Source organism: Actinoplanes sp. NPDC051343 (genome assembly GCF_044455125.1).
Taxonomy (GTDB): Bacteria; Actinomycetota; Actinomycetes; order Mycobacteriales; family Micromonosporaceae; genus Actinoplanes.
The window spans coordinates 84,665-110,330 of record NZ_JBITEL010000003.1 but is presented as its reverse complement, the minus strand read 5'-3'; the positions used below and the strand labels follow the sequence as shown (position 1 = coordinate 110,330).

The following is a 25,666-nucleotide window of genomic DNA, read 5'->3' as shown; positions in this document are numbered from 1 at the left end:
CCCATGCTGGAAGGTAAGGCGGTGCTGGTCGTGGGGGCCAGCGCGGGAATCGGCGTCGAGGCGGCCCGGGTGCTGGCGGCCGACGGCGCGAAACTGATGCTGGTCGCCCGCACCGAGGAGCCCCTGGCCAAGCTGGCCGCCGAACTCGGAGCGGCCTACCACGTCGGCGATGTCTCGAAGGCGGATGACGTCGCCGCGTTCGTGCGGGCCACGGTCGAACGCTACGGCAAGCTCGACGGTGCTTTCAACAACGCCGCGATGGGCCAGGCCGGGCGCCTCGACCAGGTGCCGGAGGACGAGTTCGACCGCATCATGGCGGTCAACGTGAAGGGAACCTGGCTCTGCCTGCGCGAAGAGGTCAAGGCGATGACCGGCGGCGGCTCGATCGTGAACGTGAGCAGCATCGGCGGGCTGCGCGGCAGCCCCGGCATGGGCGTCTACCAGGCCACCAAACATGCGGTCATAGGCCTGACCCGCACCGCCGCCCACGACTTCGGGCCGCTCGGCATCCGGGTCAACGTGATCGCACCCGGGCCCACCGAGTCGCCGATGCTCGAGAAGTTGCGGCGCGACCTGCCGGGCGGCGTCGAGGCGCGCATCAAGGCGACGCCGCTGCGGAAGGCGGGCACCGGGGCCGAGGTCGGCGACACGGTCTCCTTCCTGTTGAGCGACCGCGCGAGCCACCTCAGCGGCGTCGTCCTTCCGGTGGACGGCGGATTCCTTGCCTGAGGACGCCAACGGCACCCTCCGGCTGCCGGGCCGTCTCCATTTCGGTTTCGGCGTACGCGCGCAGCTGGCCGCCCTCGTCGGCGGCCGCCGCGTCCTGGCCGTCGTCGACCCGTTCCTGAAGGGCACCCGGTTCTACGACGAGACCGTCGGCAACCTCGGCAACGTCCGGGTCTTCGACGGCGTCACCCCGGAGCTGCCGGCCGACTCGCTCGACGTCGCCCTGGTCGGCGACTTCGAACCCGAGGTGGTCGTCGGGATCGGAGGTGGCAGCGCGCTCGACGCGGCCAAGCTGATCGCGCTGCTGTTCGCCCACGGGGGGCCGCTGAGTCGTTACTACGGCGAAAATCAGGTGCCGGGCCCTTGCGTACCCGTCATCGCCCTGCCGACGACGGCCGGCACCGGTTCGGAGGTCACCCCGGTCGCCGTGGTCGCCGATCCGGCCCGCGAGGTGAAGGTCGGCATCTCGAGCCCGTTCCTCGTGCCGGCCGCCGCCCTCGTCGACCCCGAGCTGACGCTGGGTTCGCCGCGTTCGGTGACCGCGTTCTCCGGCATCGATGCGCTGGTGCACGCCGTGGAGTCCTACACGGCCCGGGCATTCGACCCGGATTGGACCGCGACACCGCCCGTCTTCACCGGGCGCAACGCGCTCACCGAACCGATCGCGCTGCAGGCCGCCCGGCAGATCACCCGCTGGTTGCCGGTCGCGGTGGCGCAGCCCGGCGACCGGCTGGCCCGGCACGAGGTCGCGCAGGGCGCTCTGCTGGCCGGAATCGCCTTCGGATCGACCGGAACCCACCTCTGCCACGCGTTGCAGTACCCGATCGGCGCGCTCACCAAGACACCACACGGGCTGGGTACGGGACTGCTCCTCCCGTACGCGATCCGGGCCCTCACCCGCGACCGTACCGTCGCCGCCCGCCTGGCCACCCTCTTCGACGGCGATCCGGTCGACCGGGTCACGGAGGTCAACCGCGCCATCGGCGTGCCGTCGACGCTGGCCGAGATCGGTGTCGGCGCCGAGCAGCTCCCGCGCATCGCCGAGCTGGCCCTGGCCTCCCGGCGGCTGATCGCGATCGCCCCGATCGAGCCGTCGCACGGCCTGCTCCTCGACATCCTCGAGCACGCACACGCCGGGGATCCCGGATGAACCCCGAGGGCTTCGACCGGCTGATCCACGGTGCGATCGACGTCCACGTCCACGGTCAGCCGGACCTGTCCGAGTCGCTGAAGAACCGCGGCGACGACGTCGAGGTCGCCCGGATGGCCCAGGAGTACGGGATGGCGGGCTGGGTCCTCAAATCCCATCTGTGGTCCACGATGGACCGGGCCCGCCGCATCCGGGACGAGCTCGGGTTCCCGGTCTGGGGCAGCATCACGCTCAATCCGCCGACCGGCGGTCTCGAACCGAGCGTCGTCGAGCTCGCGGCCGCGCACGGCGCCCGGGTGGTCTTCCTGCCGACCTGGGGCGCCGCCGCCGACTTCGCCCGCGGCGGCTACATCGCCGATCTGCTCGGCCGGATCTCGCCCGCTTTCCGGGAGTACGCCGAGCGATCGGTCATCGAGCTGTGTGACAGCGCCGGCCGTTTGACCGGCCGGGCGCGGGCAGTCATCGACGCCTGCCACGCGCTCGGCCTCTCACTGGCCACCGGTCACGCCTCGGTCGGCGAGAGCCGGGCGGTCGCCGCCTACTGCGCCGAGGTCGGGCAGCAGCTGCTCATCACCCACCCGCTGCATTACACGACCGACCTGCGGGAGTTCGCCGACATGGGCGCCTTCGTGGAGTTCGCCGCGGCGCCGCTGCTGCATCCGGACGGGCACCTGACGATCCGGGACGTGCACGCGGCCCTGTCGCTCATCGGGCCGTCCCGCGCGATCCTGAGCACCGACGTGTTCTCGCGCTGGGTGCCGCCCGAGCCGGAGTGCCTGCGCATGTTCGTCGAACAGCTCGCCTACCTCGGCTGGAGCGCCGAGGATATCGCCACGATGGTGTCCACCAATCCGCGAGCGTTTCTGGGAGAACCGGCATGAGAGTCGACGATGTCGATCCCGCGGACATGACCGACGACCAGCGGTCCCTCTACGAGCAGTTCGCGTCGGGGCGTCGCGCGGCCCCGGACAGCCCGTTCTCGCTGGTCGGCCCGGACGGCCGCCTGCAGGGGCCGCCCGCGGTCTGGATGCTGAGCCCGCGCTTCGGCCTGGCGCTGCAGCAGGTCGGCGGGGCGGTCCGGTTCGGCTCGCAGCTGCCCGCCCGGGCCTGCGAGATCGCCATTCTGCTGGTCGCCCATCACCAGAACAGCCCGTTCGAGCTCTATGCGCACCGGCTCGCCGGCGCGGCGGCCGGCCTCTCCGAGGCCGATCTCGCCGCCCTGGCTTCCGGATCGCTGTTCGCCTCCGCCTCCGACCTGGAGGCCGCCGTTTTCCGTACGGCCGTTGCCGTACTCGACCGCGGGACGCTGACCGACGAGGAGTTCCGCTCGGCGGCCGGCGTGCTCGGCGAGGGCGGCCTGTTCGAGCTGGTCACGATCGTCGGCTGGTACACCATGGTCGCCTGGCAGCTCGCCGTCTTCGATGTGCGGCCGTCGTGAACTGGTCGCTCTGGATCCTCGAATACGGCTACGTCGACCGCTTCCCGGCCAGCAACCTGTTCGCCGCCCAGCCCAACCAGGGGCACCGGCGCATGCCGTACTGCTTCGGCCTGGCCCGCTCGGCCGACCGCACCGTGCTGATCGACACCGGATTCGCCGACCCGGTGGTCTACGACCGGCTGACCGCGAAATACGGTTCGACACGCTGGGCGGCGCCGGTCGACGTGCTGGCCCGGATGGGCCTCGCGGCCTCGGACATCGACACTATCCTGCTGACCCACAACCACTTCGACCATGCCGGCTGCGTCGATGCTTTCCCGGCCGCGCACGTCTGGATCCAGCAGCGGGAAATCGCCGCCTACCAGGCGGCGGCGGCCCGGCCCGCCCGCTTCGAGTTCCTGACCCGATCGTGCCAGGCCGGCCTGCCGGACCAACTGGCCGCCCGCCGGTCAACCCTGGCCGACGGCCCCGCGGTCGTCGCGCCCGGCCTGTCACTGCGGCCGGCCCACGACACCCACACCGCCGGCTCCCAGCTCGTGGTCGTCGACAACGAGGCCGACGGCACCTGGCTCTTCGCCGGCGACAACGTCTACGCCTACGAAAACCTCGACGGCCTCCACGGCGACGGCGTCCTGGCCCCGATCGCAATGACCACCGGCAGCGCCACCGCGTGGCTCGACCTGGCCGACGAGATGCTGGCAACGGTCGGCGGAGAGGCCCGCCGCATCCTGCCGTTCCACGAGGCGGCGGTCTGGGACGTCTTTCCCTCGGCCACCTTCTCCGACGGCCTGCACCTGGCCGAGGTTTCCCTGGCCGCCGGCCACCCCAGCGTCCTCCGCGGCCGTCAGCCGTCGCCGTCGCCGTCGCCAGGGGGCTGAAGCACACAGAACTCGTTGCCGTCGGGATCGGTGAGCACGTGCCAGCCCCAGCCGTACTCCTCGATCGGGTCGTCCGTGACCCGCCGCGCACCGAGCGCCATCACGCGGGCCGTCTCCGCGGCCAGGTCGGGTACGCGCAGGTCCAGATGCACCCGGTTCTTGGTCACCTTGAGCTCGGCCACCCGCTGGAGCAGCAGCTCAACGCCGTGGCCGTCGGCGGGCGTCAACTGCCGATAGGTGCCGGACGAGCTGGGCGCGGCTCGGTATCCGAGCACACCGCACCAGAAGGCGGCAGACCGATCCAGGTCGGAACAGTCCAGCACCACCACCAGCTCCACGTCTTGTCGTCCACCAAAGCGAGCCGGTCCATCAGTCATGACCGCACACCCGGCGAAGGGCGTCTTCGACGCCGTCACCGCGGATCTCGCCGACGCTCATACCCGGAAGATTCGGCAGCTCCGCCCAGTGGGTAACCACCTCGCCGCTCGGACCGCCGCGGGGGAAACGCACGACGTAGTCAGGGTCGACAAAGCAGTTCTCCAGGACTTCCCCGGTCGCTTCCACCGGGTGGAGCCACCGGAAGAACATCGGAAGCACGAGCCAGAACTCCTCGCCGCTCGGATAGCGACCGGTTACGGCCGCCAGAACCGACGCGCTGTTACCGGGTAGGGCATCGTCCACGCTGATCCACTCGACCGCTGCCTTCATACGCTGATCTGTCCTTTCCCATCGATGCCCTCGTCGCGGTCAGCTCCGAAGGCCCACGCCACCATCAGTGGAAACTCCTGTCTCCAGAACGCGTCGCCGTGCGAGCCGGTCCGTTCGGTCATGATCACTTCGGCGCCTGCGTCGCGCAGCGCGTTCGCCCATCGGGTCGCGTTGCGGCGGAAGAACGGCTCCTGGGTGCCGGCGACGAGGTAGGTGCGCGGAAGCTTGCCGGGCAGCACGGCCGGCGGCCGGTACCCCGCGCCGGGCGAGGCGCAGAACACCGCGCCGTAGACGTCGGGATGGCGGATCCCCATGGCCAGCGCGAGCTCCGCACCGGCCGAGACGCCGAACACCGCGGTCCGGTCGGCCGGCAGCGCGACACCCAGGCGTGCCGCGGCCCATCGGCGTACGTCCTCGAAGAAGAACCGCTCGTGCGCCGCGAACCGCCGCGGATCGAAGGCGAACGCCTCGGTGTCTTCGCCCGGCGAGTATTCCTGCAGCCGCAGCGTTTCGTCGTCGAGCCGGTGCGCGCCGATAATCATCGTGGGCGGCAGGCCGGCGGCCTCCAGAACGCCTCCCCACGAGCTGATCAGCCGGCCGTCACCGGAGAAGACAACGGCCTCGGCCGCGTCCGCCGGGACGTAGGCCGTGACCTGGCGTCCGCCGTCGTACTCGAGCGTCTCGGTGACGAACTCGCCGGCTATGGACGACATGAGGCGGGATCCTTGTCATGGGCGGCGAGGTCGGCTGAGCCGTTCCAGTATGGCCCTACCTGTTGGACCGGGCGGTTCGCCGGAGGGCGTACAGGGTGATGGCGGCCGCCACGGCCAGGGGTGCGCTTGTCCGCGTCGGCCAGCGCCAAGACGAGCGTGGGGTCGTGTTCGTACAGCTCCGCGCCGCTCCAGCCCGAGGCGAGCAGCCGCTCGTCGTCGACGCCATAGCTCGCCCAACCGCCGTCGCCGGTCGCCTCGAAGGCCTCAGCGTCGCGGTCCGGGTCTTCACCGTACGCACGTAGCCGAGCCCGGGCTTCGACCAGCCGGTCGTAGTCATCCACGGAACCAGCATGGCGAGCTGAACGAGGCTAGCGTGCCGTTTTCAGGCCGAGACGGCTCACCAGCTTCGTCGCCAGGGCGTAGGTGAAGTGGCCGGCCGGCCACTGGGTCACGTTGTGCCCTGCCGCGTCGTGGTAATAGTTGTGGCAGCCGGCGTTCATGGCCGAGGCGCTGGTCGCCATCCGGCGATCGATCCAGTCGACGAACCGCCGGGCCGCCACCGGCGACGTGTCGACGCTGCGCTTCCGGCTCCTTTCGAGACGCCGCACCGCCCGCACGGCCACATCGGCCTGCCGCTCCAACTGGGCGATGATCGAGGTGCCGCCGTTGGTGTTCGGGCCGTACAGGATGAAGAAGTTGGGGAAACCCGGCACCGTGATGCCGAGGAAGGCGCTGGCGCGTTCCCGCCAGGCGTCGTGGATGCTCCGCCCGTCGCGGCCCTTGACGTCGACTCCGGCCAGGAACCGGGTCGGCTGGAATCCCGTGCTGAGAATCAGCACGTCGACGTCGCGGGTCCGGCCGGTCGCGTCGACCACGCCGGTCGGGGTCACGCGGCTCACCGCGTGCGGCACCAGTTCGACGTTGTCGGAGTTCAGCGACGGATAGAACGTCGACGAGATGACCGGCCGCTTGCAGCCCCACGGGTAGTCGGGCGTGACCGCGGCCCGGGTCGCCGGGTCGTCGATCGCCTCGGCGATGAAGTTCTCGCACCCGGCCCGCATCCGTTGCTGGTGCCCGGAATTGACGTCGTATCCGCGGAACCGCCGGTTGCCCTGATGGAAGATGCGGGCCCGGTGCAGCCGCTGGGCGAGCGGCACGTGGCGATAGACCCAGCGCTCGCGCGGGGTGAACTCGCGCTCGTGCTTGGCCTCGATCCAGCCGGGCTGACGCTGGAAGACGTACACCTGCCCGGCCGCCGGCGCGATCGCCGGGACGACCTGCACGGCGGTCGAGCCGGTGCCGACCACCGCGACCGACTTGCCGGTCAGGTCGTGCTCCTCCCAACGCGAGGTGTGGAAGCACGGCCCGGCGAAGGTGTCGAGGCCCGGCCAGTCCGGGTAGCGGGGCACGTTGAGCAGGCCGAGCGCCGAGATGACGACGTCGTACTCGGCGCTCTCGCCGTGCTCGGTCTGCAGCCGGTAGGTGCTGGTCGACTCCTCCCACACCAGGTCGGTGACCCGGGTGTTGAGCCGCAGGTGCGGCCGGAGCCCGAATCGGTCGACCACGTGCTCGGCGTAGGCCAGCAACTCGGGCTGGGTGGCGTGGGTGCGGGGCCAGTCGTACCTGAGGAACGAGTACGAGTAGGCGTGCGAGTGGATGTCGACCTCGCACCCCGGGTAACGGTTGTCGAACCAGGTGCCGCCCACACCCGGCGACTGCTCGTAGATCACGAACGTCGCCGAGGTGAGCTTCCGGAGCTTGACCGCCGCCGCGATGCCGCCCAGCCCGGCCCCGATGATCGCGACCCTCATGCGCCGCTCGGCGCCGGGTAGTCGTCGGCGTTGAAGACCCAGCCCTCCATGGCCGAGAAGTCGAAGCGGGGCGGCGAGAAGACGTCGACGAGATGGTTGGTGTCGGGGCCGATCGCCTCGCTGGTGTGCAGCGACGGCGGCGGGATCACGGTGACCGCCGGGGCGAAGACGTTCTCGTGCTCGTCGGCTCGCCAGTTGGCCTTGTTCGTCGTCCACGGCCAGCGGATGTGGTGCACGTACTGCCCGGCCAGCACGATCGAGCACTGCTCGAAGTCGTCGTGCTTGTGCGGCGACATCTTGGCCGGGTCGCGCGGCCCCTGCTTCGGGTCGATGAAGTTGACCATGAAGGTGGTGCACCGGTAGAGCCGGAACGGCGGGTTGGACAGCGGCGGGACGGTCAGGTCGTACGTGCGGACGCGATAGCCACCGACCGGCTCCGGCCAGGGCTGGAAGGGCGGGATGTTCTCGTGCGGCTCGTCATAGGAACCGGCGTTGACGGCCAACGCGGCGATGTCGGCGGACCGGGTGGTCAGCAGGCGTACGACCCGGCCCTTCCCGGTGATCGTCACCGTGCTGTCGCCGGGCGGCACCACGATCATCGTCTTGCCGCTCACCGAGACGTCCTGCACGGTGGCGCTCAGGTCGTCGTCGGTCAGCAGCACGACGTACTCGTCGGGCTGGTCGCGGCGGCTGAACGTCGCCGTACCGTCCAGTTCGGAGTAGCCGACCACGAAGTTCTGGCCGCGGGCGTACCAGGTCGAGACGCCGGTGCCCTTCTCGACCGGGGCGAGGTCGCGGAACTGGACGTGCTCGGAGCCGGAGAACCGCTCCGGGGCGGCCACGGTCGCGGTGCTCGACGGGAGGGTGGAACGCAGATCTGAGGCGTCGTAGGCCACGGGATTCCCCCTAGTTGTCATACGATCTGAAGTCATGACACGAGCCGATGGGTTGCGTGTGGAGCGGGCGCCGGCCCTGATCCGCTCCCAGGTCACGGACAATTTGCGGCAGGCCATCCTCGACCGGCGTCTCGTGCCCGGTCAGCGGCTGATCGAGCGGGAACTGGTCGAGCTGACCGGTGTGTCCCGCACCAGCGTCCGCGAGGCGCTGCGCGAGCTGGCCGCCGAGGGCCTGGTCACCGCGATCCCCAACCGGGGCACCGTGGTCACCAGCGTCAGCGCCGAGGACGCCCGCCAGCTCTACGAGGTGCGCTCGGCGCTCGAAGCCCTGGCCGGCCGGCTCTTCGTCGAGCGCGCCGGGCCGGCCCAGCGCCGGGCCCTGGTCCGCGCGCTCGACCGGATCGACCGCCTGGCCGCACGCAAGGCCCCGATACTGGCCGCGAAGGACGCCTTTTACGACGTACTTTTCGAGGGTGGCGGCAATGCCGCCCTGCGTGCCGTGGTCGAGGGTCTGCATGCCAGAGTGAGCGTCCTGCGCTCGCTGTCGTTGTCGGTTCCGGGCCGCACCGCGCACAGTCTGGCCGAGTTGCATGCGATCGTCGACGCGGTGCGGGCCGGCGACGCGGACGCCGCGGCGGCGGCCTGCTCCCGTCATGTCGAGGAGGCCGGCCGGGTCGCCCTGGCCGCGCTCGAGGCGGAGTCACAGCAGGCTCGCTAGGGCGCGGTAGTCCTTGCCGAGCGCCGGCCCGAGCAGCGAGACGGCGACCTGATCGGCGCCCGCGTCGAGGTGCTTGCGCAGCGAGGCGGCAATGTCGTCGGGGGTGCCGGAGCTGACCAGTTCGTCGATCAGCCGGTCCGAGCCGGGCGGCTCGAGGTCGCGGTTCTCGAAGCCGAGCCGGCGCAGCTTGGCGATCTGGTGCGGCAGTCCGAGGTAGTACGCAAGCTTCTCCCGGGCCACCGCACGCACCTCGTCGGGATCGGTCGAGAGCACGACCCATTGCGCGACCGAGAGGAACGACCGGGGGCCGAGCACCGACCGGGCCCAGGTGGTGTGCTCCGGAGTGACGAGGAAGGTCAGAAGGCCGTCGGCCCGCTCGGCGGCCAGCGAAGTAAGTCCTTTCGAGTAGGCACCGAGCACCCGCCACGTGCTCGGCGCTCCCAGTGAGTCGAGGTAGTCGGCCATGAAGGGCACCGGCCCGATGCCGCGCTCCCGAACGGCTCCGCTCACCCCCAGGCCGAGCACGTAGCGTCCGGGAAACGCCTCGCTGAGACCGGCGGCCGCGGCGGCCGCGTTCTTCGGCACCCGTTCCAGGGCCCGCGCGACTCCACTGCCGACGGTCAGCGCCTCGCTCGCGTAGAGGGCCATCTGCGCGGTGGTGAACGCCTCCCGCCCGAGCACTTCGGCCAGCCACAGCATGCCGAACCCCGCCTCTTCCACCCCGCGCACGTAGTCCTGGGCTTGCTGCGTGGTGAGGTGGTCGAGGTCGCCGGTGGTCACGGCATACTGTGGCTGAGCTTCCTTCAGCGACGTCACCACGCGCCCCGGACCTCGTCGACCAGCTTCCGGGCGCCCGAGGCGAACAGTGATGCGTCGTTGCTGACGAGCACGTAGGTGAAGCCGCGGGCGGCCATGGCGGCGGCCGCCGCGGCGGTGCCGACCGCGGTGCCGAGCGGCATGTTGCGCTTGCGGGCGGCATCGGCCACCTGCCGCACCAGGTCCTCGAGTGTCGGGGAGTCGGCGGTCAGCCCGGACGACAGGCCGAGGTCGCCGTAGCCGACGAAGGCCGCGTTGACCCCGGGCGCGTCGAGCAACCCGGAAGCGTTCTCCAGCGCCGCGACCTCCTCCAGCTGGATCGCGTGCACGGTCTCCCGTTCCATGTACTCGGCGCCGGACCGCAGGCCCCACAGACCGGCCCGCGAGGTCGAGCCCATGCCGCGGACGCCGCCGTGGCGGGAGAAGGTCATCTGCGCGCCCACCGCCTCGGCCGTGGCCTGGTCGGCCACCTGCGGAACCAGCAGCCCGTCGGCCCCGGCGTCCAGCACCCGCTGGACGGTGCTCCCGCTGCGGTCGGGCACGCGCACCAGCATCGTGAGGCCGAGCGCCTGCCCGAGCGCGATCGCGTTGTAGGTCGACTCCAGGCTGAGCGGGCTGTGCTCGTTGTCGACCACCACGAAGTCGAACCCGGTCCGCGCGATGATCTCCACGATCTCCAGGCTGGGCAGCTTCACCCAGGTGCCCAGCGCCGGCTTGTCGCCGCCCCGCAGCACGTCCAGGGCGCTCACGCGTCCAGCCCCAGCAGCCGGACCGGGTTGTCGACGATCATCGTGCGGATGTCCTTCTCGCCGATCCCGCTGTCGAGCAACTGCCCGACCACCCGCCGGAACGCCTCCATCGGCAGCGGGTTGCCGACCTGCCCGAGGTCGGAGCCGAGCGAGGTGTTCTCCGGCCCGATCAGGTCGATCCAGTCGAGCAGGGTCTGGAACGGGAAGTGCCGCTCGTGGTCGTACATGACGACGCAGTGCTCGATGACCGCACCGAGCGCCGCGAACTTCTGCACGTCGCCGGTCTCGGCGTTGACCACGTAGTTGGGGTGGCTGACGAGCAGCCGGGTCAACCCGCGGTCGTGTGCCTCGGTGAGCATGGCCAGCGTGCGGTCGGGAGCCATGTGGCCGGCGCTGACCAACGCTCCGGCCTCGAGCGCCAGGTCGAGGATCTGCGGCACCTCGGGGCGCAGGTCGCCGTTCTCGTCGAGGATGTCGACCAGCTCGCTCTGCCGGATCCCGCGCGGCACGAAGTGCTCCTTGATGTGCGGGTCCCGTTCCGAGTTCTCCAGGTGGGCGCTCGACGAGATGGTCGGGAACCAGATCATCTTGCCGCCCATCTTCAGGTTCAGGTCGACGGCGTGCAGGTTGAGGCCGCCGACCTGGCTGTTGAGCGCGACGCCGCCGAAGACCTGGGTGGTCAGGCCGGACAGCTCGTCCTCCATCGCCAGCACGTCGAACACCGTGCTGTGGTAGTGGCATTTGACGAGAATGGCCCGGAAGCCGGCCGCCTGGGCCTGCCGTGCCGCCTCGACGTGGTTGAGGCGCCGGGGCATCGGCGACGGACCCGAGTGGCAGTGCAGGTCGACGGCTCCGTGGAGGACTTTGTCGATGGCGTCGGGCATGAAAGCGCCTTTCTTAACGGGTCCTGCGGCGTTGAACGGGTGCGGCGCGAAGGTCGTCACTGATCTTTTCGGCGACCTGACGCAGCTCCGGCACGAGCTGGGCTCGGATCGCGCGGAAGGTCCAGCTGGCGGCGTTGACGATCGAGCCGAGGGCGGCCACGGTCGTACCGGACTTCTCGATGATCGGGACGGCGACCGAGCGGACGCCGCTCGCCATCTGCTGGTCGTTGGTGGCATAGCCGAGGCGGCGTACGGAATCGAGCTGCTTCTCCAGCTCGTCGATGGTCTCGAGGGTGTGCGGCGTGTAGCGGCGCAGTTCGAGCCGGCTCGACTCCTGTTTCCACTGCTCATCGGTCAGGCCGGCCAGCAGCACCCGGCCCTGCGCGGTCGAGAACGCCGGGAAGCGGCTGCCCACGTTGATGTCGACCGAGATGAGCCGGTTGGCCGGCGTCTCCCGCACGATGTGCACGATGTCGGCGTCGTCGAGCACCGCGATCGAGGCGAACTCGTCGATCCGGCCGACCAGCTCGAGCAGGTACGGCGTACCGACCGCGGTCAACGGCTGACGCCCCAGGTACGCGTACCCGAACTGGAACACCCGTGGCCGGATCTCGTAGCCGTCGGGACTCTCACCCACGTACCCGAGGTTCATCAGCGTGAGCAGCGACCGCCGTGCCGCCGCGCGGCTGACCCCGGCCGCCTCGGCGACCTCGCGCAGGCTCATCCGCTCGCCCTGACCCAGCGCGAGAAGGACGTCCAGGCCGCGTTCCAGGGAGATGACGCGGTCCCGGGGGTTGATCTCAGGCATGACTGACCGCGCTCCTTCGCCCGAGCAGGCCCTGCGGCCGCAGCACCAGCAGTACGAGCAGGATCGCGAAGGCGATGACCAGTTCGTAGTTGGTGCTGATGTAGCGGCCGGTCAGCTGGGTGACCACGCCGAGGAGCAGGCCGCCGAGCAGCGATCCCCACAGGTCGCCGAAGCTGCCGATGGTCGCCGCCACGAAACCGTAGATGCCGAAGTTGAGGGCCGAGCTGTAGTCGGTGTACTGCACCGGGGTGAACACCACGCCGGCCAGCCCGGCCAGCCCCGCGGTGAAGATCATCGCGGCGGCACCGACCCGGCGGGGCGCGATGCCCAGCAGCTGACTGGTCTGGGTGTTGGCGGCGCAGGCCCGCATCGCCCGGCCGATGTTGGATCGCTGCAGGGCGGCCGCGATCGCGACGATCGACACCAGCGCGACCGCGATGACGATGACGTACTGCCCGTCGATGCTGTTGCCGCCGATCGGTATGCGGAAGCCGGGGATCCAGCGCGGCAACGTCTGCGGGTCGGCACTGATGCCCTTGGCGACGACGTTGGCGACCAGGTCGCCGAAGACCAGCGTGGCCAGGATGACGACGACCGCCGGGCTGTTGCGGCGCCACAGCGGCGACACCAGCGCCACCCAGAGCACGCCGCCGACCGCGGCCGCGACGACCACCCCGCCGAGCGCCGCCAGGGCGTACGGGAAGTGGTGCCGGGTCAGCCACCAGGTCGCCATGCCGCCGACCATCACGAAGGCACCCTGAGCGAAGTTCACGATGCCGGTCGTGCGGTAGATCAGCGAGTAGCCGACCGCGACCAGCGCGTAGACGAATCCGGTGGCGATGCCGATGACCAGGACCGTCATGAGTCCCCTCCCACGCTCAGATAGGCGGCTCGCACCGCGTCGTCCCGTTCGATCTCGGCCGGGGTGCCCTCGGCGATCACCCGGCCCGAGTTCATCGCGGTGATGCGGTCGGAGATGCCGAAGACGAACGGCACGTCGTGGTCGACGACCAGCACGCTCATCCCGTGCTCGTCGCGCAGGCTGCGGATGGCCGCACTCATGCGGTCGATCTCGACCCGGTTGAGCCCGGCCGCCGGCTCGTCGAGCAGCAGGATCGCCGGCTCGGCCGCGACCGCGCGCGCGATCTCGAGCAGCCGCAACTGGCCGAAGCTCAGGCCGCCGGCGTCCAGACCGGCGATCCGCTCGAGCCCGAACGAGCGCAGCAGTTCGAGGGCCCGCTCACGCTGCCGGCGCTCGCTCGCCCGATAGCCGGGCGTGCCGCAGAGCGCCGCGAACAGGCCGCCGGTGTGCTTCTCCGTCATGCCGACCAGCACGTTGCCGAGCACGCTGAGCCCGGCGATCGGGGTGGCGTGCTGGAAGGTGGCCACCAGCCGGGCCCGGGCGATGCGCGACGGCGCGAGGCCGGCCACATCGAGCGAATCGAGCATGATGGTCCCGGTGTCCGGCACCACGAAACCGGAGAGCGACTTGAGCAGCGTCGACTTGCCGGCCCCGTTCGGCCCGATCAGGCCGACGATGCTGCGCTCGGGAATCGCCAGGTCGACGCCGCGCAGCGCGTGCACGCCGCCGTAGCGCTTGCCGACCGCGGTCGCGGTGAGGTTCATCGGTCGGCTCCGATCGGCGTGGGGAGAGGTTCGCCGGCCGCCGCCGGCTCCTTTTCCGTACGCCCGTCCCTACGCCCCAACCGCAGCAGCCACTGTGGAGGTTCGAGCAGGCCGCCCGGCCGGAACAGGATGATGAGCAGCAGCACGCAGTCGAACAGGATCGCCTGATAGTCGGAGATCGAGGCGAACTCCTGCGGCACCAGCAGGAGCACGGCCGCACCGACGACCGGGGCGAGCGTTCGCCCCCGGCCACCGAGGAACAGCATGACGAACAGGTTCACCCCGATCGTCGAGTCGTAGAGGTCGGGGCTCACATAGGTCGTGAAACCCACGTAGAGCGCGCCGCCGACCGACCCGAACACCCCGGCCAGGATGAACGCGATCACCTTGTAGCGCTGCACGCGCAGGCCGAGGCTGGTGCCCGCCTCCTCGCGGCTGGCGATGGTCTGCCAGGCCCGGCCGACGTGCGAATCCCGCAGCCGCACACCGATCCACGTCGCGATCGCGAGGACGACCCAGCAGCCGATGAAGGCCTGACGCGGATCGGCGAACGAGAACGAGCCGATCGCCGGTGGCGGCACGCCCGAGATGCCGACGCTGCCGCCGGTGAACCCGGTCGCGCCGGTGAGGTAGCCGAACGTGCCGAGCGCCAGGGCGAACGTGGCCATCGTCAGGTAGTGCCCGCGCAGCCGCAGCAGCGGTACGCCGACGATCGCGGCCAGGACCACGGTCAGCAGGATCCCGGCGAGCGTGGCCGCCCAGGGGTTCCAGCCGTGGCGTACGGTCAGGATCGCCAGGCTGTAGCCGCCGACGGCCATGAAGGCCGTCTGGGCGAACGTCACCAGGCCGATGTAACCGACGAAGACGTTCAGCCCGACCACGATGATCGCGTAGATCGCGACCAGCGTGAGGTTGTAGATCCAGAACGAGTCGTTGCCGGCGTAGAAGACCAGCAGCACGATCGCGACCAGCAGCGGGCCGACGTACTTACGGAAGTCAACGCGCATTCCCGTCACCTCCGCCCAGATAGAGGTCGGCCAGTTCGGCGTCCGACGGCCGGCCGCCTTCCCGGCGCTCGAGTACCTCGCCGTGGTGCAGCACGATCGTGAGCGCCGGGGTCACCGGCAGCGGCACCGCCTTCTGCTCGACGACGATCATCGACAGGCCCTCGGCGGCGAGTTGCCCGAGGGCGGCGTAGACCTGGCCGACCGGCTGCGGCGCCAGGCCGAGCGAGGGCTCGTCGAGCAGCAGCACCGACGGATCGCTGAGCAGCGCCCTCGCGATCGCGAGCATCTGCATCTCGCCGCCCGAGAGCGTCGCGCAGTCCTGGTCGAGCCGCTGGCCGAGAATGGGGAACAGCCCGATCACCCGGTCGAGGTGCCTCCGGTAGGACCCGCGCTTGCGGGCCCGCCAGCCGAGAATCAGGTTGTCGGACACGCTGACCCCGGGCAGCGGCCCGCGGCCTTCGGGCACGAGCGAGATCCCGCGGCGCACCCGTCGGTAGGCCGGCACCCGGGTGACCCGGACGCCCTCGACCCGCACGTCCCCCTGCGACACCGGAACCAGGCCGGCGATCGCGTTGACCAGGCTGGTCTTGCCGGCGCCGTTGGTGCCGAGGACGAGGACCAGGTCGGCCGGCCGCACCTGAAAGCTCAGCGGCGACAGCGCGTGTACGTTGCCGTAGCGCACGCCGACCTCGTCGACCTGAAGGACGGGTGCCTCCGCGGGGGCCGTCATGACGCCGTCGGGGTGAAGACGACCTCGAGCTTGCCCGCGTTCTCCTTGACGATGCCGAGCGGGTTCGGCGTGTTGACCTGACCGGTGAGGTCGTCGTCGGAGAACTTGTAGGCCGACATCGTGCCGGTGTAGGTCACCTGGGCCAGCGCGTCGCGCAGCTTGTCGCCGGTGGTCGCGCCGCTCGCCTTCACCGCCTCGGCCAGGATCATCACGGAGTCCCAGCCCCGGCCGGCCGAGGCGATGCCCGGCTTGTCGCCGTACGCCGCCTGGTAGATCGGCAGGAACTTCTCGTTCGCCGCCTTGATCTGCGGGTCGGTGTTCTTCGGGTAGACCTGCGGCGCGATGCCGGTGATGTAGCTGGCCGCGTACGCCTGTGCGGCCGGCTCGAACGTCGCCACCTCGTCGGTGCCCATGATGAGCGGGACCGTGAGGTTGAGCGTCGCCGCGCCCTTCGCCTCGACGATGTGCACCGGGCCGGACAGCACGTCGATGATGGCCTGCGCCCCGGCCGCCTTCGCCTTCGACAGCTGCGGCGTGAGGTCGGTGGCGCTGGTCTCGACCGCCTCGGACGCGACGACGGTCAGGCCGTCGGCTTTGGCCGCCGCGCCCATCGAGGCGGCCGCGCTCTGACCGTACGGCGTTTGCGAGTAGAGGACCGCGACCTTGGTGGCCTTGAGCGACTTGGCGAAGTCGAGGTCGATCTGGTTGGTCTTCGACACCGGCTGGAGGGTCGAGAACACCCACTTGGAGCCGGCCGGCAGGACCGATGCGGCGATCATCGGCACCTTGCGCGGTGCGATGATGGGCGCGTCGGCGGCGGTCGCGGCCGAGGTGGAGCCGCCGATGATGACGCCGACCTTCTGCTGGTTGATGAGCTGGTTGGTGACCGGGACGGCCTTGGCCGCGTTGGACTGCATGTCGAGCGGGACGACCTCGACCTTCTTGCCGCCCATCCCGCCGTTCTTGTTGAGGTAGTCGGCGGCCAGCTGCACGCCGTTGCCGAACGGAGTGTCGACCGCGGCAAGATAGCCGGTCTTGCCGATGGCGAGCCCGATCTTGACGGTGCCGCCCTTGCCGCCGCTGCTGCCGGTCGGGTCGCTCGAGCCGCACGCGGCGAGCGACCCGGCCAGGACGATGCCGCCAACTGCTGCGATCCATCGCCGGTTATGTGAAGTCTGGTGCACCTCGGTCATGGCTTGCGGTCCTCTCGGCTTCGAGCTGGACGCCTTCTCCGCTGTGCGCAGTGCGCACAGCTGCCTTCATTTGCGCACAGCTTTGCATTATTGTCGGACAATCGTCAAGACCCACACGGTCGACTTTGAAATTGATTCGACACAGGTTTGACATCTAGCGGCCGCCATCTCGCGGTGCCAGGATTGTATGACAGTCAGACGGAACTTCAAGAGGAGATCTCATGCCTGCGCCCGCCGCGATCGTCCTGGCCGACATGCTGGCCGCCTACGGCGTGACCCATCTGTTCCAGGTGCCGGCCGTTCTCCGCCGCACCCTGGCCGAGCTGGAACGCCGCCACCCCGACATCGCCCGCATCACCACGCACGGTGAGAAGGCGGCGGCCTACATGGCCGACGGATACGCGCGGGTCGCGCTGCGACCGGGCGTGTGCGCGGCGCAGGTGGTCGGCGCCCTCAACCTCGCGGCCGGGCTGCGCGAGCCGCACCTGGCCGGGTCGCCGGTGCTCGCCCTGACCGGCGGCCGGCTGCCCGCAACCGCCTTCAGGCACGTCTATCAAGAGGTCGACGACCGGCCGGCGTTCGACGAGGTCACCAAGTTCAACGCGTCGATCGACGACCCGGACCGGTTCCCCGACATGCTGCGCCAGGCGTTCCGGGTCGCGGTGTCCGGACGGCCCGGCCCGGTGCATCTTCAGGTGCAGGGCAACGAGGGTCAGCTCGACACCGGCCTCACCGACGAGCCAGCCCGGATCGATCCGCTCTTTGCCGCCGTGCCACCGTTTCGGCCGCTGCCCGAGCAGGCGTCGCTGGACGCGGCACTGGAGGCCCTGCTTTCCGCCGCACGACCCGTGATCGTCGCCGGGGGCGGCGTCCGCTCCTCGCACGCCGGTGCGGCGCTGGTGGCGCTGGCCGAGGCCCTGTCGATTCCGGTCGCCACGTCGCCGAACGGCAAGGACACCATCCCCGGCACCCACCCGCTGTCGGTCGGCGTGGCCGGAACCTATTCGCGGGAAAGCGCCAACCAGGTCGTCAACGCGGCCGACCTGGTGTGCTTCGTCGGCACCCGGGCCGGGGGCATGACCACACACTTCTGGACCGTACCGGCGCCCGGCGTGCGGGCGATCCAGATCGACATCGACCCTTCGGTCCTGGGGCAGAACTATCCGCTTGCCGTCGCCCTGGCCGGCGACGCCCGGAGGACGCTGGAAGAGTTGTTGCGTCTCGCTCCCGCCACCCCGGCCCGGGACGGCTGGCTGGCCCAGGTCGGCCGCATCAAGGCGTCCTGGGCGGCCCGCTATCGCGACGTGCTGACCAGCGACGCGATTCCGATCCGGCCCGAGCGCATCTGCGCCGCCCTGACCGACGGGCTGCCCTCGGATGCCGTGCTCGTCACCGACACCGGGCACGCCGGGATGTGGATGGCCCAGTTCCACGACATGACCGCGGCCGGCCAGTCATATCTGCGCAGCGCGGGCCACCTGGGCTGGGCCGTCCCGGCCGGCATCGGGGCCAAGGCGGCCGCCGGGTCACGGCCGGTGGTGGTCTTCACCGGCGACTCCGGCCTCTACTACCACCTGGCCGAGATCGAGACCGCCGTCCGCTGGAACCTGGCCACCGTGATCGTGGTCAACAACAACGACGGCGGCAACCAGAGCAAGCGCGGCTTCGACCGGGCCTACGAGGGCGCGGCGACCGACCGCTCCCGCGAGATGTGGACCTTCCACCCGGTCGACTTCGCCCGCATCGCTTCGGAGATGGGCGCCCTGGGCATCCGCGTCGACAAGCCGTCGGAGCTGGCCGGGGCGCTCGACCGCGGACTGTCGGCCGGGCGCCCCGTGGTCATCGACGTACACACCGACATCGACGTCATCGCCCCGGTCCCGGTGGTGTGACCGGTCTTTCTCCTTGCAGGCTCATTCCACCAGGTCGGTGGACTCGGGCTCGACGTGCTCCCGCAGGTGGCGGTTGTGCCGCGGCTCCTGCCGGTTCTTCGAGTCGTTCAGACGGCGGCGCAGGTCGTCGCGGACGTCGTTGAGCGCGTCGTGCAGGACCTCCTCGGACGAGGTCGTGACGATCTTCTGCCGCCCGGCGATCCAGCACTCCAGTGTGACCTTCTGGCCCTTCGCCTCGCGGTCCTTCACCGACACCTCGAGCTCGGTCGTGTCGGCGTAGAACGACGCCAAGCGGCCGTCAAGGGTGGCGAACTGCTCGGCGATCCAGTTCCGGTCCCCTTGCGAGAATCCCGCACCGACTCGCAGGCACTCACCGACGGTTGCGGGGTTGGCCACAGCAGTCATCTCATCTCCTCAAAACGACCGAATCACCCTTCCGCCTAGCTCTTCCCCGCCGCGGGGGACCGGAAACAATCTTCAGGCGCCCGGGCCCTCAGGAATCCAGCGCCTCGGCGACGACGGCGCCCGCTCGAGCCACGTGTCGCTGACAGGCCTGGGCCGCCCGCTCGGCGTCGCCCGCGTCGATCGCGGCCATGATCTCCTTCAGCTCGCGCAGGCTCTCGTCGGTGCGGCCCGGCACGGACAACGACAGCGACCGCAGCGCGCGCACCCGCGCGTGCAGGCTGCTCGCGGTCTGGTGCAGCGCCAGGTTGCCCCCGCCGGTGAAGAGGATCTCGTAGAAGCGGTCCTTCGGCTCGAGAATCGACTGCTCGCGGGCGGCCAGGCGCTCGATCACGGCCATCTGCTTCTGCAGCGCCCTGCGCTGGGCGTCGGACGCGTTCTCCACGAACAGGCGGCCGGCCAGGCCTTCGAGGACGCCGCGCACCTGATAGAGCTGGAGGGCCTCGTCGGCCTCGAGCGTGGCCACGACCACGCCGCGGTTGGGGATCGTCTGCACCAGGCCCTCGGCGGCCAGCTCGCGCAGCGCCTCGCGGACGCTGGTGCGCGACACCCCGGTCAACTCGACCAGCTCGCGCTCGATGAGGCGCTGCCCGGGGGCGAACCGGTGGTCGAGGATCGCCTGCCGCAGGTTGTCGACCAGCTGGGCACGGACCGGCGCGGGGGTGCGTTCGACCCGCAGCGACGGGGCGTTGGTCATGAATCCTCCACGCGTCTGATGGCCTGACAATCGTACAGAAGCGGCGGGCCCTTCCGATGAAGGCCGCAGATTGTATGATGATCGTACGTAAAACCGAACTGAGGAGCGGTCCATGAGCGATGACCAGAGCCGCCTCGAACGTGGTGACCGGGTGCGGCGGGAGGTGCTCGGCGATGCCCACGTGGACCGCTCGACGACGCAGGCCACCGACTTCACCCGCGCGGTCCAGGAATATGTGACCGCGGCGTGCTGGGGTGACATCTGGTCGCGGCCGGGGCTCGACCGCCGCACCCGCAGCCTGCTCAACCTTGCGATGCTGACCGCGCTCAACCGGCCCCACGAGTTCTCGGTGCACGTGCGGGGCGCCCTGCGCAACGGTGTCGCCGAATCCGAGATCCAGGAGGTCCTGCTGCAGACCGCGGCGTACTGCGGGGCACCGGCCGCCCTGGAGTCCTTCCGGCTCGCCGCCCGCGTCATCGAGGAGGTCCGCCAGGAGCAGGAGCACGCCGCGGTCGAACTGACCGGCTGAGCTCAGGGGCCGCCGGGGAGGTCGCGGCCGTAGAGGGCGCGGTCGTAGGCGGCGAAGTCCCACGCGCCCGCGCCCCCCGACGGCCGTACGGTGCTCACGATGCTCGCGCCGCCGTCGACCGAGACCACCTCCCCGGTCATGTACGCCGCGTCGTCGCTGAGCAGGAACGCCACCACCCCGGCGATGTCGTCCCCGGTCCCGGCCCGGCGCAGCGGCGTGCTGCTCGCCCGGCGCGACATGTCGTCCTTGCCGCCGGCGGCGCCGGGGGTGGCGGCGAAGAGTTCGGTCGGGACGATGCCCGGCGCCACGGCATTGACGCGTACGCCGAGCGGGCCCCCATAAACCGCCGCGCCCCGCAGGATGCCGAGCACCGCGTGCTTGGAGGTCTGATAGGCCAGCAGGTCGGCACTCCCCCGCAGGCTCCCGATCGACCCGGTCAGCACGATGTTGCCGCCACCGCCCTGGGCCGCATATTGCCGGAAGGCCGCGCGCACGCCGAGAAAAACCCCGCGCACGTTCACCGCCATCACCTTGTCGAACTCCTCGACCGACAGGTCGGGCAACAGCGTCAGTGACCCCGCGATGCCCGCGTTGAGGTGATGCAGGTCGACCCGGCCGAAACCCGCGACGGCGGCCGACATGTAGGCGTCAACGCCTTCCGGGGTCGAGACGTCGGCACTGACGGCCAGACCGGGTGACGCGAGCGATTCGACCAGAGCGGAGGCCTGGGAAAGGTCGACCGCTACGACGTGCACCCCTTCCGAAGCCAGACGGCGAGCGGTCGCCGCCCCGATTCCCCCGGCCGCCCCGGTCACGACGGCGACTTTCCCAGCCAGACCGCGCATTTGAGCCTCCCAGCAAACTAGCTAAAGTTGTCGGCTGATCATACAATCACCGCCATGCGGATCGGATTCATCGGACTCGGCAACATGGGCGGCCGGATGGCCGCCTGTATCGTGCGGGCCGGCCACGCGGTGCTCGGCTATGACGTGCACGCCGCCGACTTGAAAACAGCCGGTTCGGTGGCCGAGGTGACCGACGGCTCCGACATCGTGCTGCTCTCCCTGCCCGACAGCGGCGTGGTCGAGGCCGTGGTCCTCGGCGAGGACGGGCTGCGAGCACACGCGAGAAGCGGCCAGATCGTCGTCGACCTGTCCACCTCGTCGCCGGATTCGACGACCCGCATCCACGGGCTGCTCGGCGCGCGCGGCACGGCGTACCTCGATGCCGGCATCTCCGGCGGCGCGGCCGCCGCCGAAAAGGCCGCGCTGACACTGATGGTCGGCGGCGAGCCGGAGGCTCTCGAGCGGGCCCGCCCGGTGCTGGATCTGTTCTCGGCCAAGGTCTTCCACTGCGGACCGAGCGGGGCCGGGCACACGGTCAAGCTGCTCAACAACTTCCTGAACGCGACCGCGCTGGCGGCCACGGCCGAGGTGATGGTCGCCGGGAAGAAGGCCGGCCTCGACCTCGAGGTGCTGCTGGCGGTGCTCAACGCGAGCTCGGGAGTCAATTTCGCCACGCTCAACCGGTTCCCGAAGATCATCCACGGCGACTACCTCAAGGGCGGTCTGACCAACTCGCTGATGCTCAAGGACGTCAACCTCTACGTCGAACTGGCGGCCAAGCTCGGCGTCGCCAGCCTCAACTCGGCCGGGCCGGTCGCCACCTTCGGCATGGCCCGCGCGCTCGGGTACGCCGACGAGATCAGCAACACCGTCGTCGACGCCATCGGGGACCTCTCCGGCGGCGTGCGGCTGCACACCGGGGAGGACGCATGAGAATCGTGCACGGACGGGCCGAGTCGGCCGAGTCGGAACAGCGCCCGGCAACGGTCAGCGGGGAGGCCTGGTTCGACCCGGTGCTGCCGGCCACCGACGGGACCATGATCACGACGGTGTTCTTCAGCCCGGGCGCCCGCACGTTCTGGCACCGCCACGAGAACGGCCAGATCCTCCAGGTGCTGTCCGGGCGCGGCCTGATCTGCACGGCCGGCGAACAGCCGCGCCCGATCGGCGCCGGCGACACGGTCTGGGTGCCGCCGGGTGAACGCCACTGGCACGGCGCCGCCCCCGGCTCGTTCATGTCGCACACCGCGATCTCGCTCGGCACCACACGCTGGGAGGAGGAGGTCGCCGATGAGTGAGACCGTCGGCTTCGTCGGGCTGGGCAACATGGGCGGCCCGATGTCGGCCCGGCTGGTGCGGGCCGGGTTCCGGGTGAACGGCTTCGACCCGGCGGCCGACGCCCGGGACGCCCTCACGGAGGCGGGCGGCACCGCCGTACCGAAGCTGGCCGGCGCCGTCGCCGGTGCCGCGACCGTCGTGTTGATGCTCCCCAACTCCGACATCGTCTCGGCGACGGTGCGCGACGAGGGATTCGTGGCCGGGCCCGGCACGGTCGTCGTCGACATGAGCTCGTCGGAACCGTTGCGCACCAGGGAACTCGCGGCCGAGTTGAAGGAGCGCGGCGTCACGCTGCTGGACGCGCCGGTCTCCGGCGGCGTGACCCGTGCCCGCGCCGGCACGCTGACCATCATGACCGGCGGCGATCCGACCGACCTGGCCCGGGTCTCGCCCGTCCTTTCGGCCATGGGAACGACCACGCGGGCGGGTGACGTCGGCAGCGGCCACGCCGTGAAGGCCCTCAACAACCTGCTCTCCGCCACCCACCTGCTCGTCACCAGCGAGGCGATGCTGGCCGGCGAGAAGTTCGGCCTCGACCCGGAGGTCATGCTGGAGATCTTCAACCGCTCCAGCGGCCGCAGCGGCTCGACCGAGAACAAGTGGCCCGACTTCATCCTGCCGGGCACGTTCGACTCCGGCTTCGGGCTGCGGTTGATGCTCAAGGACATGGGCATCGCGGTCGGGCTCGCCGAGCAGGTCGGCACCCCGGACCCGTTGGGGCGGGCGGCCACCGAGCTCTGGGCGCGGGCGGCCGAGGTGCTCGAGGCCGGCGCCGACCACACCGAAATCGTCAACTGGCTGCGAAAGGATCAGACCCGATGAGCCTCACGGCCCGGCAGGAAGAGATCAAGCAGGAGTTCATCCGGGTACGCGGAAGCTGGAGCGACACCTGGGAGGGCGTGCTCCGCCTCGACCCCGACTTCCTCCTGGCGTACCTCGATTTCTCGGCCGTGCCGTGGCGGTCGGGCGTGCTCGACCCGAAGGTCAAGGAGCTCATCTACATCGCGGTCGACGCCAACGCGACCCACATGTTCCTTCCCGGCGTGCGCCAGCACATCCGGGCCGCACTCCAATTGGGCGTGACCCCGGCGGAAATCATGGAGGTGCTGGAGCTGTCGGCGACGCTCGGCATCCACGCCATGAACATCGGCGTGCCGATCCTGGTCGAGGTGCTCACCGAGAAGGGGCTGCGCACCGGCCCGGCGCCGCTGACCGAGGAGCAGGAACGGCTGAAGGTCGACTTCACCCGCACGCGGGGCTACTGGCACAGCTTCTGGGACGAGATGCTCGAGCTCGACCCGGAGATGTTCGCGGCCTACACCGAGTTCTCGTCGGTGCCGTGGCGCACCGGCACGCTGGAACCGAAGGTGAAGGAGTTCATCTACATCGCCTTCGACACGGCGGCGACGCACCTTTACGTGAAGGGGCTCAAGCTGCACATCGAGAACGCCATCGGCTACGGCGCGACGCCCAAGGAGATCCTCGAGGTCATGGAGATCGCGTCGGTGCTCGGCATCCACGGCGTACTGGCGGCCGCGCCCATTCTCCTAGCGGAGGTCGCCGATGGTGGCGGCGAGGCCGCGCAGTGAGCCTTCGACCGGTGTGAACAGGCCCAGGGTCGCCGGGTCGTGTCCGGCGACGAGGTGGCGCTTGGCCAGGGCGCGGATCCGCTCGAACCCGGCGTACATACCGACCAGATCGGCGACCTGGGTGAAGGGCATCGAGCGTTCGTATTCCTCGTAGTAGTGGACCGCGTCGGAGGCGAGCACGACGAGGCCGTCGCTGGTGTCGACCGTGACGATGGACTGGCCGGGCGTGTGGCCGCCGATGCGGATCGCGTGGATGCCCGGCGCCACCTCGAGCTCCTCGTCGAAGGTCTCCAGGCGGCCCGTTCTCAACGACGCGATCTCCTCGTCCTCCACCGAGTGGTGCAGCAGCGTGCGATCGGCGTAGGGGCCGGTCCAGAAGTCGTACTCGGCGCGGGCGATGACCAGCGGCGAGGCGGGGAACAGGTCGAGGTTGCCGATGTGGTCGTAGTGGGCGTGGGTCACGACGACCGTCGGCCCGGCCGCCCGATCGACGCCGAGCGCGTCGAAGGCGGCGGCCGGCTCGATCAGCGTGGTCCGTTTGCGCCGCGCGCCGCCGGCGGCCGAGAAGCCGGTGTCGACCACGACCGTACGGAAAGCGTTGCGCACCACCCAGAAGAAGTAGTCCATGCCGATCGGGCCGTCGGGCTCGTCGTAGAGGTGGTAGTTGAGGAAGACGTCGCTGCGGACGGTCTGCCGGGTGCCGTACTTGACGATCGTGACCTGGTATTCGTCAGCGGGCGACATAACCACCGTCCACACTCAGGATCGTTCCGGTGATGCCGCCCGATTCCGGCGCGGCCAGGAAGACGATCGCACGGGCCACCTCGTCGGAGGTCGACATCCGGCCGATCGGATGGTTGGACAGGGTGGCGGCCAGGCTGGCTGCCGGATCCGGGTCGGCGGCGCGGGCCTCGGCCATGAAATCGGTGTCGACCGCGCCCGGCGCGACGGCGTTCACCCGTACGCCGCGGGGCGCGCACTCGACGGCCAGTTGCCGCGTCAGCTGGACGATGGCGCCCTTGGTCATCGCATAGACGCTCTGGTTGCCGATGCCGACGAGCCCGGAGATCGAGGCGGTGTTGATGATGCACCCTCGCGTGTCGATCAGGTGCGGGAGGGCCGCGCGGCTGAACCGGAACGCCGGCCGCACGTTGACCGCGAACAGCGCGTCGAAGTCGTCGTCGGTGGTCTCGAGCAACGGGCGGCGCAGGAACCGCCCGGCGTTGTTGACCAGCAGGTCGAGCCGGCCGAACTCGGTCCAGGCCCGGTCGATCACGGCCGGTGGAACTCCGTCCGCCGTCACGTCGGCGACCACCGGCACGACCCGGCCCGCCTCGGCCAGGTCGCTCACCGCGGGCCGGATGTCGACCGCGACGACCCGGTAACCGGCGGCGCGCAGCCGGAGCACCACGTCCCGCCCGATCCCCCGTGCCGCCCCGGTGACAATAGCGCTCAGCTCCATC

The 25,666-nt window shown here is 70.3% G+C and carries 32 protein-coding genes; 12 read left to right on the top strand and 20 right to left on the bottom strand.

Annotated features, from left to right (window positions below; genetic code table 11):
* Positions 1 to 3 precede the first annotated feature (3 nt).
* The 5 genes from ACIA5C_RS11125 to ACIA5C_RS11105 are packed head-to-tail and all read left to right on the top strand — an operon-like array spanning position 4 to position 4,192.
* Entirely contained in the window at positions 4 to 729 is a 726-nt protein-coding gene (locus ACIA5C_RS11125) for an SDR family NAD(P)-dependent oxidoreductase (protein ID WP_396053197.1), read from the top strand.
* Complete coding sequence (locus ACIA5C_RS11120) at positions 722 to 1,876, top strand: iron-containing alcohol dehydrogenase (protein ID WP_396053196.1); 1,155 nt, start codon at positions 722 to 724, stop codon at positions 1,874 to 1,876. The genes ACIA5C_RS11125 and ACIA5C_RS11120 overlap by 8 nt, the downstream gene beginning before the upstream one ends.
* On the top strand, positions 1,873 to 2,757 hold the full coding sequence (locus tag ACIA5C_RS11115) for a DUF6282 family protein (RefSeq protein ID WP_396053195.1): 885 nt from the start codon (positions 1,873 to 1,875) through the stop codon (positions 2,755 to 2,757). Before ACIA5C_RS11120 ends, ACIA5C_RS11115 begins: the two co-directional genes overlap by 4 nt.
* Positions 2,754 to 3,314, top strand: coding sequence for a carboxymuconolactone decarboxylase family protein (locus ACIA5C_RS11110; RefSeq protein WP_396053194.1), 561 nt, complete (start codon positions 2,754 to 2,756; stop codon positions 3,312 to 3,314). The genes ACIA5C_RS11115 and ACIA5C_RS11110 overlap by 4 nt, the downstream gene beginning before the upstream one ends.
* Positions 3,311 to 4,192 (top strand): N-acyl homoserine lactonase family protein, encoded by an 882-nt coding sequence (locus ACIA5C_RS11105; protein ID WP_396053193.1) that lies wholly within the window; start codon positions 3,311 to 3,313, stop codon positions 4,190 to 4,192. Before ACIA5C_RS11110 ends, ACIA5C_RS11105 begins: the two co-directional genes overlap by 4 nt.
* On the opposite strand, the gene ACIA5C_RS11100 is transcribed toward ACIA5C_RS11105, so the two are convergent.
* The 6 genes from ACIA5C_RS11100 to ACIA5C_RS11075 are packed head-to-tail and all read right to left on the bottom strand — an operon-like array spanning position 4,159 to position 8,320.
* Positions 4,159 to 4,530, bottom strand: coding sequence for a VOC family protein (locus ACIA5C_RS11100; protein ID WP_396053192.1), 372 nt, complete (start codon positions 4,528 to 4,530; stop codon positions 4,159 to 4,161). The two genes, ACIA5C_RS11105 and ACIA5C_RS11100, sit on opposite strands and share 34 nt — an antisense overlap.
* 31 nt (positions 4,531 to 4,561) lie before the next feature.
* Positions 4,562 to 4,900, bottom strand: a complete 339-nt coding sequence (locus tag ACIA5C_RS11095) for an AQJ64_40280 family protein (RefSeq protein ID WP_396053191.1) — start codon at positions 4,898 to 4,900, stop codon at positions 4,562 to 4,564.
* Entirely contained in the window at positions 4,897 to 5,613 is a 717-nt protein-coding gene (locus ACIA5C_RS11090; protein WP_396053190.1) for an alpha/beta hydrolase, read from the bottom strand. The genes ACIA5C_RS11095 and ACIA5C_RS11090 overlap by 4 nt, the downstream gene beginning before the upstream one ends.
* The gene (locus ACIA5C_RS11085) at positions 5,601 to 5,954 is read right to left on the bottom strand and encodes a hypothetical protein (protein ID WP_396053189.1); all 354 of its coding nucleotides are present in this window, start codon (positions 5,952 to 5,954) and stop codon (positions 5,601 to 5,603) included. Before ACIA5C_RS11085 ends, ACIA5C_RS11090 begins: the two co-directional genes overlap by 13 nt.
* Positions 5,955 to 5,981: 27 nt before the next feature.
* Positions 5,982 to 7,424, bottom strand: a complete 1,443-nt coding sequence (locus tag ACIA5C_RS11080; protein ID WP_396053188.1) for a flavin-containing monooxygenase — start codon at positions 7,422 to 7,424, stop codon at positions 5,982 to 5,984.
* Complete coding sequence (locus tag ACIA5C_RS11075; protein ID WP_396053187.1) at positions 7,421 to 8,320, bottom strand: hypothetical protein; 900 nt, start codon at positions 8,318 to 8,320, stop codon at positions 7,421 to 7,423. Before ACIA5C_RS11075 ends, ACIA5C_RS11080 begins: the two co-directional genes overlap by 4 nt.
* A 34-nt stretch (positions 8,321 to 8,354) precedes the next feature.
* Here ACIA5C_RS11075 and ACIA5C_RS11070 point away from each other — a divergent pair, with 34 nt between their 5' ends.
* Positions 8,355 to 9,038, top strand: a complete 684-nt coding sequence (locus ACIA5C_RS11070; RefSeq protein ID WP_396053186.1) for a GntR family transcriptional regulator — start codon at positions 8,355 to 8,357, stop codon at positions 9,036 to 9,038.
* On the opposite strand, the gene ACIA5C_RS11065 is transcribed toward ACIA5C_RS11070, so the two are convergent.
* From ACIA5C_RS11065 to ACIA5C_RS11025, 9 genes are read right to left on the bottom strand one after another with little or no spacing between them, the layout of a single operon-like run.
* Entirely contained in the window at positions 9,021 to 9,857 is an 837-nt protein-coding gene (locus ACIA5C_RS11065; RefSeq protein WP_396053185.1) for a TIGR03620 family F420-dependent LLM class oxidoreductase, read from the bottom strand. The genes ACIA5C_RS11070 and ACIA5C_RS11065 overlap by 18 nt on opposite strands.
* Positions 9,851 to 10,603, bottom strand: coding sequence for an HpcH/HpaI aldolase/citrate lyase family protein (locus tag ACIA5C_RS11060; RefSeq protein ID WP_396053184.1), 753 nt, complete (start codon positions 10,601 to 10,603; stop codon positions 9,851 to 9,853). Before ACIA5C_RS11060 ends, ACIA5C_RS11065 begins: the two co-directional genes overlap by 7 nt.
* Entirely contained in the window at positions 10,600 to 11,487 is an 888-nt protein-coding gene (locus ACIA5C_RS11055; RefSeq protein ID WP_396053183.1) for a DUF6282 family protein, read from the bottom strand. Before ACIA5C_RS11055 ends, ACIA5C_RS11060 begins: the two co-directional genes overlap by 4 nt.
* 13 nt (positions 11,488 to 11,500) lie before the next feature.
* Positions 11,501 to 12,295, bottom strand: a complete 795-nt coding sequence (locus tag ACIA5C_RS11050; RefSeq protein ID WP_396053182.1) for an IclR family transcriptional regulator C-terminal domain-containing protein — start codon at positions 12,293 to 12,295, stop codon at positions 11,501 to 11,503.
* Positions 12,288 to 13,157, bottom strand: coding sequence for a branched-chain amino acid ABC transporter permease (locus tag ACIA5C_RS11045; RefSeq protein ID WP_396053181.1), 870 nt, complete (start codon positions 13,155 to 13,157; stop codon positions 12,288 to 12,290). Before ACIA5C_RS11045 ends, ACIA5C_RS11050 begins: the two co-directional genes overlap by 8 nt.
* Positions 13,154 to 13,921: an ABC transporter ATP-binding protein gene (locus tag ACIA5C_RS11040; protein ID WP_396053180.1), complete on the bottom strand. Its 768-nt coding sequence runs from the start codon at positions 13,919 to 13,921 to the stop codon at positions 13,154 to 13,156. The genes ACIA5C_RS11045 and ACIA5C_RS11040 overlap by 4 nt, the downstream gene beginning before the upstream one ends.
* Positions 13,918 to 14,928 (bottom strand): branched-chain amino acid ABC transporter permease, encoded by a 1,011-nt coding sequence (locus ACIA5C_RS11035; RefSeq protein ID WP_396053179.1) that lies wholly within the window; start codon positions 14,926 to 14,928, stop codon positions 13,918 to 13,920. Before ACIA5C_RS11035 ends, ACIA5C_RS11040 begins: the two co-directional genes overlap by 4 nt.
* Complete coding sequence (locus ACIA5C_RS11030; RefSeq protein ID WP_396053178.1) at positions 14,918 to 15,658, bottom strand: ABC transporter ATP-binding protein; 741 nt, start codon at positions 15,656 to 15,658, stop codon at positions 14,918 to 14,920. Before ACIA5C_RS11030 ends, ACIA5C_RS11035 begins: the two co-directional genes overlap by 11 nt.
* On the bottom strand, positions 15,655 to 16,851 hold the full coding sequence (locus ACIA5C_RS11025) for an ABC transporter substrate-binding protein (RefSeq protein WP_396053177.1): 1,197 nt from the start codon (positions 16,849 to 16,851) through the stop codon (positions 15,655 to 15,657). Before ACIA5C_RS11025 ends, ACIA5C_RS11030 begins: the two co-directional genes overlap by 4 nt.
* Before the next feature lie 221 nt (positions 16,852 to 17,072).
* Here ACIA5C_RS11025 and ACIA5C_RS11020 point away from each other — a divergent pair, with 221 nt between their 5' ends.
* Entirely contained in the window at positions 17,073 to 18,743 is a 1,671-nt protein-coding gene (locus ACIA5C_RS11020) for a thiamine pyrophosphate-binding protein (protein WP_396053176.1), read from the top strand.
* A 21-nt stretch (positions 18,744 to 18,764) separates the two neighbouring features.
* Here ACIA5C_RS11020 and ACIA5C_RS11015 read toward each other — a convergent pair whose 3' ends face one another.
* Together ACIA5C_RS11015 and ACIA5C_RS11010 are read right to left on the bottom strand one after the other, a co-directional pair.
* Entirely contained in the window at positions 18,765 to 19,148 is a 384-nt protein-coding gene (locus ACIA5C_RS11015) for an HPF/RaiA family ribosome-associated protein (protein ID WP_396053175.1), read from the bottom strand.
* 88 nt (positions 19,149 to 19,236) lie between these two features.
* Positions 19,237 to 19,902, bottom strand: a complete 666-nt coding sequence (locus ACIA5C_RS11010) for a GntR family transcriptional regulator (protein ID WP_396053174.1) — start codon at positions 19,900 to 19,902, stop codon at positions 19,237 to 19,239.
* Between the two features lie 112 nt (positions 19,903 to 20,014).
* Between ACIA5C_RS11010 and ACIA5C_RS11005 the strand changes: the two genes are divergently transcribed.
* Positions 20,015 to 20,431, top strand: a complete 417-nt coding sequence (locus tag ACIA5C_RS11005) for a carboxymuconolactone decarboxylase family protein (protein WP_396053173.1) — start codon at positions 20,015 to 20,017, stop codon at positions 20,429 to 20,431.
* 2 nt (positions 20,432 to 20,433) lie between these two features.
* Here the strand turns inward: ACIA5C_RS11005 and ACIA5C_RS11000 are convergent, their stop codons facing one another.
* Positions 20,434 to 21,276 carry an SDR family NAD(P)-dependent oxidoreductase gene (locus ACIA5C_RS11000; protein ID WP_396053172.1) on the bottom strand — a complete coding sequence of 281 codons (843 nt, stop codon included), beginning with the start codon at positions 21,274 to 21,276 and terminating at the stop codon, positions 20,434 to 20,436.
* Between the two features lie 54 nt (positions 21,277 to 21,330).
* On the opposite strand from ACIA5C_RS11000, the gene ACIA5C_RS10995 reads away from it, so the two are divergent.
* The 4 genes from ACIA5C_RS10995 to ACIA5C_RS10980 are packed head-to-tail and all read left to right on the top strand — an operon-like array spanning position 21,331 to position 24,203.
* A complete protein-coding gene (locus ACIA5C_RS10995) occupies positions 21,331 to 22,209 on the top strand; it encodes an NAD(P)-dependent oxidoreductase (RefSeq protein ID WP_396053171.1) in 879 nt (292 codons plus the stop codon).
* A complete protein-coding gene (locus tag ACIA5C_RS10990; RefSeq protein WP_396053170.1) occupies positions 22,206 to 22,574 on the top strand; it encodes a cupin domain-containing protein in 369 nt (122 codons plus the stop codon). Before ACIA5C_RS10995 ends, ACIA5C_RS10990 begins: the two co-directional genes overlap by 4 nt.
* On the top strand, positions 22,567 to 23,436 hold the full coding sequence (locus ACIA5C_RS10985) for an NAD(P)-dependent oxidoreductase (protein ID WP_396053169.1): 870 nt from the start codon (positions 22,567 to 22,569) through the stop codon (positions 23,434 to 23,436). Before ACIA5C_RS10990 ends, ACIA5C_RS10985 begins: the two co-directional genes overlap by 8 nt.
* On the top strand, positions 23,433 to 24,203 hold the full coding sequence (locus ACIA5C_RS10980; RefSeq protein WP_396053168.1) for a carboxymuconolactone decarboxylase family protein: 771 nt from the start codon (positions 23,433 to 23,435) through the stop codon (positions 24,201 to 24,203). The genes ACIA5C_RS10985 and ACIA5C_RS10980 overlap by 4 nt, the downstream gene beginning before the upstream one ends.
* Here ACIA5C_RS10980 and ACIA5C_RS10975 read toward each other — a convergent pair.
* Entirely contained in the window at positions 24,162 to 24,962 is an 801-nt protein-coding gene (locus ACIA5C_RS10975) for an N-acyl homoserine lactonase family protein (RefSeq protein ID WP_396053167.1), read from the bottom strand. The genes ACIA5C_RS10980 and ACIA5C_RS10975 overlap by 42 nt on opposite strands.
* Positions 24,934 to 25,665 (bottom strand): SDR family NAD(P)-dependent oxidoreductase, encoded by a 732-nt coding sequence (locus ACIA5C_RS10970; protein ID WP_396053166.1) that lies wholly within the window; start codon positions 25,663 to 25,665, stop codon positions 24,934 to 24,936. Before ACIA5C_RS10970 ends, ACIA5C_RS10975 begins: the two co-directional genes overlap by 29 nt.
* Between the last annotated feature and the right edge of the window lies 1 nt (position 25,666).